Source organism: Amorphoplanes digitatis (assembly GCF_014205335.1).
Lineage (GTDB): Bacteria > Actinomycetota > Actinomycetes > Mycobacteriales > Micromonosporaceae > Actinoplanes > Actinoplanes digitatus.
Window position 1 is genome coordinate 5,664,495 of the sequence record NZ_JACHNH010000001.1, and the last position, 15,635, is coordinate 5,680,129.

General features: G+C 72.6%; 16 protein-coding genes. 4 read left to right on the forward strand and 12 right to left on the reverse strand.

What is annotated here, in order from left to right:
- Positions 1–32: 32 nt before the first annotated feature.
- The 9 genes from BJ971_RS24930 to BJ971_RS24970 all read right to left on the reverse strand — a co-directional run bounded on the left by BJ971_RS24930 (position 33) and on the right by BJ971_RS24970 (position 9,194).
- Positions 33–1,505, reverse strand: a complete 1,473-nt coding sequence (locus BJ971_RS24930) for an FAD-dependent monooxygenase (protein ID WP_184999080.1) — start codon at positions 1,503–1,505, stop codon at positions 33–35.
- A gap of 2 nt (positions 1,506–1,507) precedes the next feature.
- A complete protein-coding gene (locus tag BJ971_RS24935) occupies positions 1,508–2,437 on the reverse strand; it encodes an aromatase/cyclase (RefSeq protein ID WP_184995635.1) in 930 nt (309 codons plus the stop codon).
- A 29-nt stretch (positions 2,438–2,466) separates the two neighbouring features.
- The gene (gene fabG, locus BJ971_RS24940) at positions 2,467–3,252 is read right to left on the reverse strand and encodes a 3-oxoacyl-ACP reductase FabG (protein ID WP_184995636.1); all 786 of its coding nucleotides are present in this window, start codon (positions 3,250–3,252) and stop codon (positions 2,467–2,469) included.
- A 13-nt stretch (positions 3,253–3,265) separates the two neighbouring features.
- A complete protein-coding gene (locus BJ971_RS24945; RefSeq protein ID WP_184995637.1) occupies positions 3,266–3,529 on the reverse strand; it encodes an acyl carrier protein in 264 nt (87 codons plus the stop codon).
- Between the two features lie 37 nt (positions 3,530–3,566).
- Positions 3,567–4,775, reverse strand: a complete 1,209-nt coding sequence (locus BJ971_RS24950; RefSeq protein WP_184995638.1) for a ketosynthase chain-length factor — start codon at positions 4,773–4,775, stop codon at positions 3,567–3,569.
- Positions 4,772–6,043 (reverse strand): beta-ketoacyl-[acyl-carrier-protein] synthase family protein, encoded by a 1,272-nt coding sequence (locus tag BJ971_RS24955; protein WP_275411374.1) that lies wholly within the window; start codon positions 6,041–6,043, stop codon positions 4,772–4,774. The genes BJ971_RS24950 and BJ971_RS24955 overlap by 4 nt, the downstream gene beginning before the upstream one ends.
- 2 nt (positions 6,044–6,045) lie before the next feature.
- On the reverse strand, positions 6,046–6,369 hold the full coding sequence (locus BJ971_RS24960; RefSeq protein WP_184995639.1) for a TcmI family type II polyketide cyclase: 324 nt from the start codon (positions 6,367–6,369) through the stop codon (positions 6,046–6,048).
- A 41-nt stretch (positions 6,370–6,410) separates the two neighbouring features.
- The gene (locus BJ971_RS24965) at positions 6,411–8,183 is read right to left on the reverse strand and encodes an acetyl/propionyl/methylcrotonyl-CoA carboxylase subunit alpha (RefSeq protein ID WP_184995640.1); all 1,773 of its coding nucleotides are present in this window, start codon (positions 8,181–8,183) and stop codon (positions 6,411–6,413) included.
- A 285-nt stretch (positions 8,184–8,468) separates the two neighbouring features.
- A complete protein-coding gene (locus BJ971_RS24970) occupies positions 8,469–9,194 on the reverse strand; it encodes a response regulator transcription factor (RefSeq protein ID WP_184995641.1) in 726 nt (241 codons plus the stop codon).
- A 464-nt stretch (positions 9,195–9,658) separates the two neighbouring features.
- Between BJ971_RS24970 and BJ971_RS24975 the strand changes: the two genes are divergently transcribed.
- Positions 9,659–10,336, forward strand: a complete 678-nt coding sequence (locus BJ971_RS24975; protein ID WP_203709294.1) for a ScbR family autoregulator-binding transcription factor — start codon at positions 9,659–9,661, stop codon at positions 10,334–10,336.
- 10 nt (positions 10,337–10,346) lie between these two features.
- Here the strand turns inward: BJ971_RS24975 and BJ971_RS24980 are convergent, their stop codons facing one another.
- Entirely contained in the window at positions 10,347–11,276 is a 930-nt protein-coding gene (locus tag BJ971_RS24980; protein ID WP_184995642.1) for an NAD-dependent epimerase/dehydratase family protein, read from the reverse strand.
- Positions 11,273–12,184 (reverse strand): ScbA/BarX family gamma-butyrolactone biosynthesis protein, encoded by a 912-nt coding sequence (locus tag BJ971_RS24985; protein ID WP_203709293.1) that lies wholly within the window; start codon positions 12,182–12,184, stop codon positions 11,273–11,275. The genes BJ971_RS24980 and BJ971_RS24985 overlap by 4 nt, the downstream gene beginning before the upstream one ends.
- 143 nt (positions 12,185–12,327) lie before the next feature.
- Here BJ971_RS24985 and BJ971_RS24990 point away from each other — a divergent pair, with 143 nt between their 5' ends.
- A complete protein-coding gene (locus tag BJ971_RS24990) occupies positions 12,328–12,954 on the forward strand; it encodes a ScbR family autoregulator-binding transcription factor (protein WP_184995644.1) in 627 nt (208 codons plus the stop codon).
- Between the two features lie 40 nt (positions 12,955–12,994).
- Here the strand turns inward: BJ971_RS24990 and BJ971_RS24995 are convergent, their stop codons facing one another.
- Complete coding sequence (locus tag BJ971_RS24995; RefSeq protein ID WP_184995645.1) at positions 12,995–13,687, reverse strand: antibiotic biosynthesis monooxygenase; 693 nt, start codon at positions 13,685–13,687, stop codon at positions 12,995–12,997.
- Positions 13,688–13,893: 206 nt separating this feature from the next.
- Between BJ971_RS24995 and BJ971_RS25000 the strand changes: the two genes are divergently transcribed.
- Complete coding sequence (locus BJ971_RS25000) at positions 13,894–14,328, forward strand: nuclear transport factor 2 family protein (RefSeq protein ID WP_184995646.1); 435 nt, start codon at positions 13,894–13,896, stop codon at positions 14,326–14,328.
- Positions 14,325–15,626, forward strand: a complete 1,302-nt coding sequence (locus BJ971_RS25005) for a cation:proton antiporter domain-containing protein (protein ID WP_184995647.1) — start codon at positions 14,325–14,327, stop codon at positions 15,624–15,626. The genes BJ971_RS25000 and BJ971_RS25005 overlap by 4 nt, the downstream gene beginning before the upstream one ends.
- Positions 15,627–15,635 lie beyond the last annotated feature (9 nt).

Consider the following 15,635-nt stretch of genomic DNA (forward strand, 5'->3'; position numbering starts at 1 on the left):
TCCAGGGCTTCGGGTGTACGCAACTGGTCGCCTCACCCCTCGGGTGTGGCCGCGCCGAACCAGCGCCGCAGCGCCTCCTCGGCGCCGTGCACGTCGGCACCGATCCAGGCGACGTAGCCGTCCGGCCGGATCAGGACGGCGGTGTGGTCCTCGAACTCGGCGTCGCCGGCCGGCCGCGCCGTCACCGTGTCGACCCGGTCCGCCCACGGCCGGCCGATCCGGGACATCGGGCCGCCCGGCCGCCCGCAGCGGTCGAGCAGCACTCCCCGGCCGGCACGGAGCAGGGCCGCCGTGCCGACCGGGCCGTCCGGGGTCTGCCAGGTCAGCTCCGGCATCCGGCGGCCGAGCCGCGGATCGTCGCCGTCCTCCTGCGGGTACCGCACGTCCAGGCCGCTGATCATCGCCGCCAGCCGGTCCCGGTTGCCCTCCTCGGCGAGCAGCTCACCCAGCAGCACCCGTACGGAGTCGACCTCCTCGTCGCCGAGCAGCAGCAGCGCCTGTGCGCGGATGTTGGCCAGCACCCGCGCACCGACCTGGTGGCGTTCCCGGTGGTAGCTGTCCAGCAGGCCGGCCGGCGGCCGGGCACCCACCTCCAGCGCCAGCTTCCAGCCGAGGTTCGCCGCGTCCTGGAGCCCGAGGTTGAGCGCCTGGCCGCCGGCGGGCATCTGCTGGTGCGCGGCGTCGCCGGCGAACAGGATCCGGCCGTGCCGGTAGTGCCGCAGCTGGCGGTTGGCGTCGCCGAACGCGTTGACCCAGAGCGGGGTGCCGCCGCTGAGGTCCTCGCCGGTGACCCGCTTCCAGGCGTCGACGACCTCGCCGAACCCGGGCGGCCCGGTGCGCTGACCGGCGGGCCGGCCGAACTCGTGGACCATCACCCGGGTGACGCCGTCCGGGCGGCGGGCCGCGATGGCCAGCCCCGGCGCCAGCCGCTCGAACCGGCGGTCCGGGATCTCCACGCCGGCGACGTCCGCGCGCAGCAGCTCGCGGTGCGCCGGCCGGCCGGGGAACTCGGCCCCGGTCAGCCGCCGGACCGTGCTGTCCTCGCCGTCGCAGGCGACCAGGTACGGCGCCCGCAGCACGCTCCGGCCCCGCGCCGTACGGATGGTGGCGTGCACGGCCGCGCCGTCGTCGTGCACCCCGGTCAGCGTCGCGCCGCGGCGCACCTGCGCGCCCAGCGACACCGCCCACTCCTGCAGCACCTGCTCGGTGCGGGCCTGCGGCACCTTCCACTGCCCGCTGTGGCGGCTGGGCTGGCCCAGGTCGAGCGGTATCCCGCCGAAGTGTCCGCGGTGGTCGCGCGGCGGATCGCCGAGCGCCGCCAGCAGGCCCCGGCTGTCGAACAGCTCCATGGTGCGGGCGTGCAGGGTGGAGGCCCTCGACTCCGTCGTCGGCGTGACCCGGCTCTCGACCACGACGACCCGGGCGCCGCCGAGCCGCAGCTCGCCCGCGAGCAGCAGCCCGACGGGCCCCGCGCCGACGATGATCACCTGGGTGTCCTCGGCCATGGTCAACGGGCGGTCTCGGCGTAGGCCTTGGCGTGGCCGAGGGTGGCGCGGCTGTTGGTGCTCAGCGCGTCGCGGACGTAGTCCCGGGCGTCGGCGACCGTCGCGTCCGCGCCGAGGACCCGCTCGATGTTCGCGCTGTTCAGCACGACGGTGTGCTGCGAGGACGCGGACACGCCGCCCTCGACCTCGGTGAACGTCCAGTAGCCGGTGTGCAGGCTCATCAGCGCCGGCAGGGTGGTCTGCTTGTAGGCGATCCGCCGGTGCGGGAAGACCACCCGGTACGACTTCGTGGTGTGCGTCGAGCCGTCCTTGGCGCGGGTGTCCATCTCCAGGCTCTGGAGGCCCGGCGTCTCCTCGGCGAAGCGCACCGAGGCGACGTGCGGCAGCCGCTCCGGCCAGAGCCCGGCGTCGTTGACGAAGTCGTAGACGTCCTTGGCGGAGCCGTCGACGTGGACCGTGTCCTCGAAGGAGAAGGTCAGCTCCGCGGCCAGGTGCGCCAGCTCGACGTTGGTCTTGAGCGCGGCCAGCTCCGCCCGCGAGTTGCGGTCCACGGCCTCGTCGATCCAGGCCAGGCCCGCGGGGTCGTCGCCGACGGCGCGGTAGTCGTGCAGCAGCCGGACCCGCGACTCACCCTCGGTCAGCGCGGTGATGATCCAGGCGCCGCCCATCGCGGCCACCGGCGGTGTCGACACCTCCTGGCGGAAGTCGATGCGCAGCCGCTCCGGCGTCAGCGTCCGGCGCGAGGTCCAGTTCTTGGGTTCGCCGTTGGCGGTGGCCCAGATCCGGATCCGCTCCTCGCGCTCGCCGCGCTCCACATGGTCGACGTAGACGGTCGGCGGAAATATCCGCGGCCAGTTCTCCACCTCGGCGATGAGCCGGTACACGGCCTCCGCCGGCGCCGAGACGGTGATCTCGTGCTCCACCTCACGCATTGCTCTACTCCTCTGGTCGGCTGGGTCGGTCAGAAGTTGCCGAGGCCACCGCAGACGTTGATGGCCTGCGACGTGACGGAGGCGGCGGCGTCGGAGGCGAGGTAGCCGACCATGCCGGCGACCTCCTCCGGGGTGGAGTAGCGCCCGAGCGGGATCTTGCTCTGGAACTTCTCCAGGATGGCCTCCTCGCTGCTGTCGTACGCGGCGGCGTAGCCCTGCCGGACCCGCTGCGCCATGGGCGTCTCGACGTAGCCGGGGCAGACGGCGTTGACCGTGATGCCGGCCGGCGCGAGCTCGTTGCCCAGTGCCTTGGTGAAGCCGACGACGCCGTGCTTGGAGGCCGAGTACGGCGCGCCGAGCACCACGCCCTGCTTGCCGGCCGTCGAGGCGATGTTGATGATCCGGCCGTAGCCGCGGTACCGCATGCCGCCGGTGTTGAGCACCGCGCGGGTCATCCGGAACACGCTGTTGAGGTTGGTCTCGATGACGTCGTCCCACAGTTCGTCGGCGATGTCGGCGGTGACGCCGCCCCCGCTGCGGCCCGCGTTGTTGACCAGGACGTCGACGGCGCCGAAGCGGTCGACCGCGGCCTGGACGAACGCCTGTACCGCGTCCTGCGACCGGACGTCGACGACGGTGCCGTCGACCTCGAGGCCCTCCTCCTGCAGCTGCTTGACGGTGGCGGCGACGTTGTCGGCGCTGCGCGCGCCGATGAACACCCGGTGATCCTGCGTGGCCAGCAGCCGGGCGGCGGCGAGGCCGATCCCGCTGGTGGCACCGGTGACGACGGCGACGCGTCGCGGTTCCTGCGGCATGGTGTACCCCTTCTCAGACGCCGGCGGCGAGCTGGGCGTTGACGAGGTCGATGAGTACGCGCGGCGTCGGCGCCTCGATGAGGGCGGACTCGTCGAGCGAGATGCCGTACTCGCGCTCGATCCGGCTGCCCGTCTCCAGCAGCGCGAGCGACTCGTAGCCGAGGTCGTCGAGGCGGGTGTCGAGGATGTCGGCGTCCAGGTCGACGCCCTCGTCGGCGCCGGCGCCCTCGAGCAGGATCCGCTTGAGATCCTCAAGGGCGAAGGTGGCGATGGTCATGGTGTTCCCTTCGTCGCGATGGCGGTTCGGTGTTGGTTCAGCGGCGCAGCAGCACGGCGGAGTTGAAGCCGCCGTAGCCGCGGGCCAGCACGAGCGCGGTGCGCAGTTCGGTCTCGCGGGCGGCACCGACGACCAGGTCCAGGCCGTACCCGGGTGCGGGCTCGATGTTGATCGTCGGCGGGATCACGCCCTCGGCCATGGCCAGCAGCGCGGCCGCCAGGTCCAGCGGTGCGGCGCCGGAGTAGAGCCGGCCGGTCATGCTCTTGGGCGCCGTGACGGGCACGCCGCGGCGGCCGAACACGTCGCCGATCGCCGCGGCCTCGATCCGGTCGAGCTCGGGGTCGGCCGCCGCGTCGGCGAAGACGACGTCGACGTCACCCGGCGCGCACCCGGCGTCCGCCAGCGCCAGCTCGATCGCCTTGCGCAGCCCCGGCTCCCGGCCGCTGCCCGGCCTCGGGTCGATGGTCGCCCCGTAGCCGGCGACCTCGCCGTAGACGCGCGCGCCCCGCGCGCGGGCGCGCTCGGCGGACTCCAGCACCAGCAGGGCGCCGCCCTCCCCCGGCACGTATCCGGCGGCGCCGGCGTCGAACGGCAGGTACGCCCGGGCCGGGTCGTCGACGGTGCTCAGCCGGCCGCCGGCGAGCTGGGCGACCCAGCCCCACGGGCAGATCGACGCGTCCACCGCGCCGGAGATGATCAGCGGCGTCCCCTTCCGGATCAGCCGCCGGGCCTGTGCCACGGCGTCGAGGCCGCCGGCCTGGTCGCTGACGACGACACCGCTGGGGCCCTTCATTCCGTTGCGGATGGAGATCTGTCCACTGTTGACCGCGTAGAACCAGGCGAAGGACTGGTACGCACTCACGTACTGGCTGCCGCGGCTCCACAGGTTCTCCAGTTCGCCCTGGCCGAATTCGAAGCCGCCGGAGGCGCTGGCGGTGACCACGCCCATGTCGAACTCGGGCAGCTCCCGCGGGTCGACGCGAGCGTCGCCGAGCGCCCAGTCGGCGGCGACCAGGGCCAGCCGCGTCATCCGATCGGTCTGCGGCAGCAGCCGGCTCGGCAGGTGCTGCTTCGCCTCGAAGCCCGGTACCTCGCCGGCCAGCCGGGCGGGGTACTGCCCGGGATCGAAGCGGGTGATCCGGCCGATGGCGCCGCGGCCCTCGCGCGTCGCGCTCCAGAAGTCCCGCGTGCCGAGGCCGTTCGGCGCGGTCACGCCGAGCCCGGTCACCACCACCGGGGCGCTCACGCGTCGCCCCGCTGCGCGCGGGCGAGCACCATGGCGCTCTGGAATCCGCCGAATCCACTGCCGACCGTCAGCACCGCGTCGGTGAGCTGATCGCGCGCCGTGAGCGGCACGTAGTCGAGGTCGCACTCGGGATCCGGGGTGTGCAGGTTCGCCGTCGGTGGCACCACGTTGTGCTCCATCGCCAGGGCCGAGGCCGCGATCTCCAGGGAGCCGATCGCGCCCAGGGAGTGGCCGATCATCGACTTGATCGAGCTCACCGGCGTGCGGTACGCGTGCTCTCCGAGGCTGCGCTTGAAGGCGGCGGTCTCGTGCCGGTCGTTCTGTTTCGTGCCGGAACCGTGCGCGTTGATGTAGTCGATCTCGGAGGGGTTCATCCGGGCCTCGTCGAGCGCGGCCCGGATCGCCTCGGCCATCTCGGCGCCGTCCGGGCGCAGGCCGGTCATGTGGTACGCGTTGCTGCGGGTGGCGTAGCCGGCGATCTCCGCGTAGATGTGCGCGCCGCGTGCCCGGGCCGCGCCCAGCTCCTCGAGGACGAACACCGCGGCGCCCTCGCCGAGCACGAAGCCGTTGCGGGTGCCGTCGAAGGGCCGCGACGCTGTCGCGGGGTCGTCGTGCCGCGGGGTGGTCGCCTTGATCGCGTCGAAGCAGGCCATGGTGATCGGTGAGATCGGCGCGTCGGAGGAGCCCGCGATCATGACGTCGACGGCGCCCTCGCGGATCAGCTCGACGGCGTACCCGACGGAGTCGATGCCGGAGGTGCAGCCGGTGGAGACCACCGTGCTGGGGCCCTCGGCGCCGACCGCCCACGCCACCTCGGCCGCGAACGAGCTCGGCACCAGGTAGTCGTAGAGGTGCGGTACGGCGTACCCGTGATCGACGAGCCGCAGCCGCCCGCCGTCGCTGACGATCCGGTACTCCTCGTCCAGCCCGGTGGTGGCGCCGACCGCGCTGCCGACGGTCACCCCGACCCGGTACGGGTCGAGGCCCGCCACGTCGAGTCCGCTGTCGGCGACCGCGCCCCGCGCCGCGACCACGGCGAACTGGGCCGCCCGGTCCATCCGGCGGCTCTCCTGCGGGCTCAGGCCGTGGCTCTCCGGGTCGAAGTCGATCTCGGCCGCCACCCGGGAGCGGAACGGGGTGGGGTCGAAGAACGTGATGCCGCGCGTGGCCGTGCGGCCCGCGTTGAGCTGGTCCCAGAACTGCTTGACGCCGACGCCCCCGGGCGCGAGCACGTCGATGCCCGTGATGACGACTCGCCGGCCGGTCACGATCACGCCTCCCACGAGTAGAAGCGGGTCGCCATCGCGTCGGCGGGCGAACGCCACGTCGCCGGGTCGTACGCCTCGATGTAGGGCTTGAGGTCGTCGCTGATGCGCACGAACCGGGTGTCGTCCTTGGCCCGTTCGATCAGGGCGCCGCCGTTGTCGGCCTCGAAGTCCTGTAGGTGGAAGTAGAGGCCGCGATAGGCGAAGAGCTGGCGGCGCCGGGTGCCCATCCGGTGCGGCATCTCCGTACGGTCGAAGTCGGCGAACAGTCCGGCGACGTCGGCACCGGACTCGGGGCTCATCCGGGCCACGATCAGGGTGCTGTGCATGGTGATTCCCTTCGTTGCGTTCGGTACGGCTGGGCGGGAGGTCAGCCTTTGATCTCGCAGAGGACGGCGCCGGCGCCGACGCTCTGTCCCACCTCGGCCGCGAGGCCGACGACCGCGCCGGCCCGGTGCGCGTTGAGGGGCTGCTCCATCTTCATGGCCTCGAGGACCACGATCAGGTCGCCCTCGTCGACGACCTGGCCCTCCTCGACGGCCACCTTGACGACGGTGCCCTGCATCGGCGAGGCGAGCGCCGCGCCGGAGCCGGCCGCGCCGCGTACCTGCGGCCGGCGCGGCCGGGCGACCCCGCCGCCCGCGGCGGGGCGGCCCGCGGCGGTGCTCATGCCGGCCGGCAGCGAGACTTCGATCCGGCGGCCGCCGACCTCCACCACGAGGTGTTCCCGTGGCGCCGCGGGCGCCTGCCGGTCGTCCGTCTCCGGGGTGGCGAACGGCGTGATCCGGTTGTCGAACCCGGTCTCGATCCATCGCGTGTGCACGGTGAACGGCGCGGCAGAGCCGGTCAGCTCCGGCGCGAACGCGGGATCGGCGACCACCGCCCGGTGGAACGGCAGGGCGGTGGCCATGCCGTCGACCCGGAACTCCGCGAGCGCCCGGGCGGCCCGGCGCAGCGCCTGCTCCCGGTCGGCGCCGGTGATCACCAGCTTGGCGAGCAGGGAGTCCCAGGCCGGCCCGACCACGGTGCCCGCCTCGACGCCGGAGTCGAGGCGGACGCCGGGGCCGGACGGCGGCGCGAACGTGGTGACCGTGCCGGGCGCGGGCAGGAAGCCGCGGCCGGGGTCCTCGCCGTTGATCCGGAACTCCAGGCTGTGGCCGCGCGGCCGGGGGTCGTCGTAGCCGAGTTCCTCGCCGTCGGCGATGCGGAACATCTCGCGGACCAGGTCGATGCCGGTGACCTCCTCGCTCACCGGGTGCTCCACCTGTAGCCGCGTGTTGACCTCGAGGAAGGAGATGGTGCCGTCGGCGCCGACCAGGAATTCCACGGTGCCGGCGCCGACGTAGCCGGCCTCGCGCAGGATCGCCTTGGAGGCCCGGTAGAGCTCGGCGTTCTGCTCCGGCAAGAGGAACGGCGCGGGCGCCTCCTCGACAAGCTTCTGGTGCCGGCGCTGCAACGAGCAGTCCCGGGTGGAGACCACCACGACGTTGCCGTGCCGGTCGGCGAGGCACTGCGTCTCCACGTGCCGGGGCCGGTCGAGATAGCGCTCGACGAAGCACTCGCCGCGCCCGAAGGCCGCGAGCGCCTCGCGGACCGCGGATTCATGGAGTTCGGGGATCTCCTCGAGCGACCGGGCCACCTTGAGCCCGCGGCCGCCGCCGCCGAACGCGGCCTTGATGGCGATCGGCAGGCCGTGTTCGCGGGCGAAGGCGAGCACCTCGTCGGGGCCGGCGACCGGCTCGGCGGTGCCGGCGACAAGCGGCGCGCCGGCCCGCCGGGCGATGCGCCGGGCCGCCACCTTGTCGCCGAGATCCCGGATCGCCTGCGGGCCGGGGCCGATCCAGACGAGGCCGGCATCCAGCACCGCCTGGGCGAAGTCGGCGTTCTCCGACAGGAATCCGTAGCCGGGGTGCACGGCGTCGGCGCCGGAGTCCGCCGCGGCGCGCAGCACCTTCGCGGCGTCGAGATAGCTGGTGGCCGGGGTGTCGCCGTCCAGCGCGAACGCCTCGTCCGCCATGCGGACGTGCGGCGCGTCGCGGTCGGGGTGTGCGTAGACGGCCACGGCGGCGATTCCGGCGTCCCGGCAGGCGCGGGCCACGCGGACGGCGATTTCGCCACGGTTGGCGATGAGAACCTTGCGCACGCTGGTCTTCTCCTGACTCCTCGCGAGTCGCATTCCTCGCAGCCGTATTCCGCCGTCGTGGCGAATGGTCGGCGGAGGATTGCGTCCATGATTGTCAGCGGCGTCGTTACGGTTCAAGCCACTCCGGGGCAGCCTTCGGTCAGGTTCTGACACGCCCGTTGCGGATTTGTCGGCGCCCGGCAAGGCGAATGTCAGAACACCGTCAGATCACCGGGTCAGGGCCACGAAAAAGGGGACGGCCACCGATATCGGTGGCCATCCCCCCAGCGGTACCCGAATGCGCTGTCAGCCGTTTCCGAGGCGGAAACCCACCCCGCGCACGGTAATGATCCACTCGCTTCCGCCGAGCTTGTTGCGCAGGCTGCTGACGTGCGTGTCGACGGTTCGCCGGCTCCACGAATCGCCCCAGACCAGCTGCATGATCTGCTTGCGCGAGACGACGGTGTCCGGGCGCGAGGCGAGCAGGTGCAGCAGGTCGAACTCCTTGCGGGTCACCTCGACCCTCCGGCCGTCGACGCTGACCTGCCGGGAGTTGACGTCGATCCGCAGCGCACCGTGCGTGACGCTCCGCGCGGCCGGCCGTTGCGGGCGCACCCGGCGCATGACCGCGTCCATGCGGGCCATCAGCTCCCGGAACCCGTACGGCTTCACGACGTAGTCGTCCGCGCCGGCCTGCAGGCCCAGCACCCGGTCCAGCTCGGTTCCCCAGCCGGTGACGGCGATCATCGGGACGTCGCACGCCGCCCGGATGCTGCGGCACACCTCGAGACCGTCCAGATCGGGCAGCTCCAGGTCCAGCAGGACGATGTCGACGGCGCCGCACTCCCGCAGTGCGGCCTCGCCGGTCTCGACCCCGTCGACCTCGTGACCGCGCCGGCGCAGCCCACCGGCGAGGTCCTCCATGTCCTTGGCGTTGCTCTCGACGACCATGACCCGCCAGCCCCCGGAGCGGGCCGGGGTTCGCTGGCCAGGATTCGATAACTCGGGCACGCCCATCAGCCGCTGACTCATCTTTCCCCCCATAAGAGACCAGCCGATCCGCCGCCTAGCACCGAAGGCAGCGCATCCGTGACGGAGAGTAACGCTATAAACAGACCAATCGGTTTGTCAATGGATACAGACCTTCGTCACTGTTGCGCAAAACTGACTGTTCGCTGTATTGAAGATCGAACCGCGCCATAGTGCGCCTACATAACGGGTATACAGGATATCCAGCGCCGCAAGGGGGTTACGGTCGATCACACGGGCGCCGCCCATGAACGCATGCTGCATTGGCAAATCGAGATACACGGTCTGTTAACAGATCTCGCCCACCACGTGCTCATTGGCGACAACTACCTATGGTGACGAATACGGATTGTGTTGCTATGCTGCCTCTGCGAATTTCGGCCCGCCATTATGCCCGGGTTCGTCGCCTTTGGACGATCCGCCATCTCGAAGAGGAGAGCGTGCGAGTGTTGCGACAGGACCGAGCCGTGCGAACCCGCGGTGCGTTGATCGCCTCGGCCGCCGACGTCTTCGACCGAGGGGGCTACGCCCGGGCGAGGCTCGCCGACATCAGCGCCGGTGCCGGCGTGAGCCCGGGAGCGCTGCACTTCCACTTCGAGAACAAGGCCGCCGTGGCCGAGGCCGTGCACACGGCGGCGGCGCGGACGCTGGGCCGGGCCGCGCGGCTGGCCTACCGCGAACGCGCCAACACGCTGCAGGCGCTCACCGACATCACCCAGGCGCACGCCCGGCTGCTGCGCCGCGACGTCGTCTCGAGGGCCGGCTTCCGACTGGAATCCGACAGCACGTTCGACGCCGAACGCAGCATCGGCACCGAATGGCGCCGGTGCGTCGAGCGGCTGCTCGCCGAGGCGCACGCCGGTCGCGAGCTCGCCGCCGGGGCCGACCTGGAGAGCGCGACCTGCACCATCGTGGCCGCCACCACGGGCATCGCCATGCTGATCGACGGCGCCGACGAGTCCCGCGCGCAGACCGCGCTCGCCGGATTCTGGCGCGCGGTACACCCGGAGATCGCGGCGGCCGGCCTGCTCGCGCGGCTCGACCCGGCCGGCATCACCCGGGTCGTCGACCGGGCCGTGCGGGCCTCGGGCCGGCCGGAGACCGCCGGCCGCGCGGCCCTCGCGCTGTCGCCGTCGGCAGGGTAGTGCCGCGGGTTCACCCCGAGCGCGGCGCCGCCGCGAGCTGTCGCCGGTACCAGGCGGCGTGCCGCCGGAACGTCGTCGCGAAGCCGGCGCCCGGGCCGCAGCCCAGGTCCGCCCAGACCCGGTCGTCGGCGAACCAGTGGTCCACCGCCAGCATCTCCAGGTGTCGCCGGGCCGGCTCGGAGGCCGCCAGCATCGCCCGCGCGGCGGGCACGGAGGCACGCCGGTCAAGGCCCAGCCGCAGCCCGGCGTCCACCGTGGACAGCAGCTCGGCCACCCCGACCGGATCGGGGTGGTTCACGTGGTAGACGCCGGCGGCCCTCGGCGCCAGCGCCGCCGCGACCGCGAGCCGGCCCAGGCTGCGGGCGTCGATGAGCGAATGCCGGGCCCGGCAGCGGGACAGGCCGGCCGACAGGCGCCTGAGCAGCATCACGAGGCCGGGGATCACCCACTTGTCGCCGCGGCCGTACACCAGGTGCGGGCGCAGCACCACGCCGCCGGCCGCGAGCACGTGCCGCTCGGCGGCCGCCCGGCTCCGGCTCGTCGCCGACGCGGGTGCCAGCGGCGCGCCGTCCGGCCGCAGCGCGGTGAAGGGTCCCCGGCCGTACACGGCAGCGGTGCTCACGTAGACGAACCGGCGCACCCCGCCGCGGGTGGCCTCGTCGACCAGGTTCCGGGTGCCGAGATCGTTGACCGCTGCGCTGCCGGCCTCGTCGCCGCCGATCCGCGAGGCGCAGTGCAGCACCACGTCGACGCCCGCGCAGCTGCCGCGCAGCGAGTCCGCCACGGCGAGGTCCGCCCGCACCAGTTCGGCCCCGCCGCCGGGCGGGGCCGAACGGTGGGCCATCAGGCGCAGCCGCAGGCCGGGCGTGGCCCGCGCGGCGGCAACCGCGTGGCTGCCGATGAACCCGCCGGCGCCGGTGACCAGGATCCGCGTCGTCACCGTCCGCGCCGGGTCAGGACCGCCGAGAAGATCGGGTGGCCGTCCTGATGCCCCTCGACCCGGACCGTCGCCGGGCCGTCGCCCGGCTCCGCGCCCGCGATCTCGACCACGCACGGCCGGTCGAGCTCCGCGTAGCGGTGGAACTCGACCCGCGCCGCCGCCGGCACGAACGCGTGCAGCGGGTCGGCGGCGTTGGCCGCCTGGCGCGCCGCCTCCAGCAGCAGGATGCCCGGCGCGTGGTCGTTGGGCCGGCCGAACAGCGTCGGATGGCGGGTGTCGACCCGCAACAGCCAGCGCCCGGGGCCCGGCCCGGCGGCGAGCACGACGTCGTCCCGCACCGTCCGGCCCACCCACACCGGCGGCACGCCCGGCGGCGGCACCGGCGTCGCCACGGCGGCCCGGTCGCCGCGTACCCGGTGGTATGCCGCGGTGGAGATGCAGTTGACGGTCCCCTCGCTGGTGGCAAGGAGGGTGTCGCCCCGGCGGTAGCGCACCGCGACCCGCATGCCCCGCAGCGCACCGCGGCCGCGCCGGACGTCGGTGCAGCGGACGTCCATGAGGATGTCGCCGTGCGACGCGCCGGTCGCGAACTCACGCGCGCACGACCAGGTCAGGTCGCGCATCACGAACCGGTCGCCGAGCGGCACCGAGAACTCGGCGTGCGCGAGCAGCATGGCGGTCTGGCGCATGGTCTCCATGACGAGCAGCGGGTCCTGCCCGGCCGCGACGGCGAAGAACCGGTGCGTGGCGGGCCAGCGCGCCACGACCTCGAACCGGTTCTCCGACGAACGGCGCCAGCGGACCGGGAAGATGTCGGCCGGTCCGTGCCGATGGACGAACTCGGGCCTGACGTCGGTACGCCACAGCGGCCGGGGACCGGTCAGGAAGGGATACCCGGCACGTGGCACGGGAAGAGTAGACAGATCGCTCATGGTGGTGCGCTCCCCTGTCATGATCAACGTCTGGCGGAGATTTCACCCCGGGCCCACAGTAAGGTGTTTCCGCCCGATGAAGCCGTACCGACCGAATCCCGACGGAGGCAGGCCGCGAGATGGCACGACAGAACCGCGCCGTCCAGACGCGCCAGACGATTCTGCTGGCCGCGGCGGCGGTCTTCGACGAGCACGGTTACGGCGCCGCCACGATTCAGGAGATCCTCACCCGTGCCGGGGTGACCAAGGGCGCCCTGTATTTCCACTTCGCGTCCAAAGAGGAACTGGCGCTGAGCATCATGGCGGCACAGCTCGACTCCGATCCTCTGCCGAGCCAGCCGACCCGGATGCAGGAGCTGGTCGACCTGGGCCTGGTCTTCGCCCGCCGGTTGCAGCGCGAGCCGCTGGTACGGGCCAGCGTCCAGCTGGCCATGGACCCGTGGAGCGAGGGGCTGGACCGCAGCGGCCCGTTCCAGGCCTGGATCGGGCTCATCGAGGACCTGCTGAACACCGCGAAGGATCGCGGCGAGCTGCTGAGCCACGTCGATCCGAGGCAGACCGCCGAGATGCTCGCGGGCGCCTTCTCCGGCATCCAGGAGCTCTCCCACGTCTTGACCGACCGCGAGGACCTGACGCACCGCATCGTGGTGCTGCTGCGCCACGTGCTGCCGAGCATCACGCTGCCGGCCGTCCTGGTCACCCTCGACGTCAGCGAGGGCCGGCTGGAGCGGCTGACCGGCGGCTGATCCCGCCGCCCGGCCGGGCCGGCCGGGCAGCGGGCCGCGGCTACCCGGCCGAGCGGGTGTGCACGACGCGGTAGGTGTTCCAGTCGCGCGAGGTGGCCAGCGAGTCGACCCGGGCGTCGACCTTCTGCCGGGCCGCGCCGCGCTCGCCCTCGGCGGCGTCGCGGAAGGCGTCGTAGGACTCCTTGCCCTCCCACTGCGAGTACACCATCACGAACGACCCGTCGAGCCCGCGGGCGGCCAGGCCGCGCAGCACGGTGTGCGAGCGGTAGCCGGGCACCTCGACCAGCCAGTCCTGCGACGCGCCCAGGGCGTCGACCAGGTCGGCCTGGTCGCCGTCCGCCACCCCGAAGACCTCGATGACCGTGTAGTCGTCGCGGTCCGGGGAGATCTCGGTGTCCGGGCCGAGGTCCGGGTGCCGCTGGGTGTATGCCACGTCGTTCTGGAGCAGCCGGATGGACGTCGTCAGCTCGCCGAACAGCGGCAGCGTCCGGTGCTTGAACTCCTCGCCGGCGTAGCGCGCCTCGAGATCCTCGGAGCTGCGCCACTGGATGAAGTTGGCGGTGCCCGGCCGGTCCTGTCCGGCGTGCACCGTGCTGGAGATCCAGCCAGGGAAGGCGGCGGAGTCGACGATCTCGCGCATCGCCGTGAGCAGGCCCTCCTGCTTCTCCGGTGCGTCGGTCGAGAACAGGTTGAGAACTGTGAGATGGGCACCGTCGGCCGTGATTTTCGGCATTCTCTCTTCTCTTCCGGGTCGATGGATACGACGTAATCGCCTTTCCAGCATCGGCGGGCCCGGACGGTGCCGACAAGGGTGGCCCACTTCAGACAATCACCGGGATCGGTCAATTCTTTGGGCGCGGCGTCAGAACTTCCCCCGCTTCGTCAGACCTTCGACAAGTGGCCTTGGGCGGCCCCGGCGCAGCGGCCATGCTGCCCGATATGCAATCGGCCGAATCAGCGTCGCAGGTGGGTAACCTGCTCGACCGCTATCTGATCAGTCTCGACGACGACAAGCTCGACGACGAATGGGCGCGCGGCCTGTTCACCGACGACGCCCGGGTCGCCTTTCCGATGAGCCGGCACGAGGGCGTCGACGGGCTCGCCGAGTACCACCGCGGCGCGTTGGCCGCGTTCGAGCGCACGCAGCACCTGAACTCGCCGGCCGTGGTCGAGCCGCGCGGCGCGGACGAGGTCCGGCTGCGGGCGAACGTCATCTCGACCCATGTGCGCCTCGACGACGGCGCGCTCTTCACGGCCGGGACGCTGGTGACCGGCGCGGCGCGGCGTACGGGCGAGGGCTGGCGCCTGTCCGCGCTGTCGTTCCGGGTGATCTGGACGACCGGCACACCGCCCGCCGCCGAGGCCGCGCGATGATCACCGCGGCCCCGGCGGCACAGGAGACGCGGATGGCGTTCCTGCTGGCCGGGATCGCGGTCGTGCTGCTCACCGGCATCGTTCTCGGCCGGTACGCGCGGCACCTGCGCCAGCCGGCGGTCATCGGGGAGATCACCGCGGGAATCGTGCTGGGCCCCAGCGTGCTCGGCCTGCTGCCGGGCGACCTGCCGCACCGGGTCTTCCCGGCGGACGTGCGGCCGCTGCTGTCGGCCGTCTCCCAGGTCGGCCTCGTGCTGTTCATGTTCGTGGTCGGCTGGGAGTTCGAGAAGCGCCTGATCCGGCCGCACGCCGGCCTGGCCGCCGGTGTCTCGCTCGGCTCCATCGCCCTCGCCTTCGGGCTCGGCGTCGCCGTCGCGGGCCTGCTGTACCCGTACCACTCGACGGTGGCCGGGAAGCACATCCCGTTCACGGCCTTCGCGGTCTTCATGGGTACGGCCATGTCGGTGACCGCCTTCCCGGTGCTGGCCCGCATCCTGAGCGACAACCGCCTGCTGGACCTACGCGTCGGCGGCCTGGCCCTGGCCAGCGCCGCGATCGACGACGTGCTCGCCTGGTGCCTGCTGGCGTACGTCTCGGCGCTGGTCAGCGCCGACGGCGACTTCTCCGAGCTGGCCGGGATCGGGGTGCTCAGCGTCGGCTACGTGGCCGTGATGTTCCTGGTCGTCCGGCCGCTGCTGACCCGCCTGGTGTGGCGCTGGGCCGGCGCCGAGCGCTGGTCGTCGCTGCTCGTCGTGCTCTGCGCCGGCGCGTTCCTGTCCGCCTGGGCGACCTCGATGATCGGCATCCACGCCATCTTCGGCGCGTTCCTGTTCGGATTCGTGCTGCCGCGCGAGCCCGCGCTGCTGCTCGCGCGGCACGTGCGCAAGCCGCTGGACACCATCGGCCTGGTGCTGCTCCCGGTGTTCTTCGTGGTCACCGGCCTCGGCGTCGACCTCGGCGCGCTGGGCGGCGGCGACTACCTCGCCCTGGTGCTGGTGATCGTCGTGGCCTGCACGGGCAAGCTGCTCGGCGCCGCCGTCCCGGCCCGCCTCGCCGGACTGTCCTGGCGCGAGACCAAGGACCTCGGCCTGCTGATGAACACCCGGGGCCTGACCGAGCTGATCATCCTCAACGCGGCCGTCGGCCTCGGCGTCCTGGACGACCGGATGTTCACCATCATGGTGATCATGGCGCTGGTCACCACGGCGATGGCCGGTCCGCTGCTCTCCCGCCGCGAGCAATTGCAGGCGGCGCTGCCACCGCAACCCGTCGCGGACCCGGTGGGCCCGCGCAGCTGAGCGAAAGGC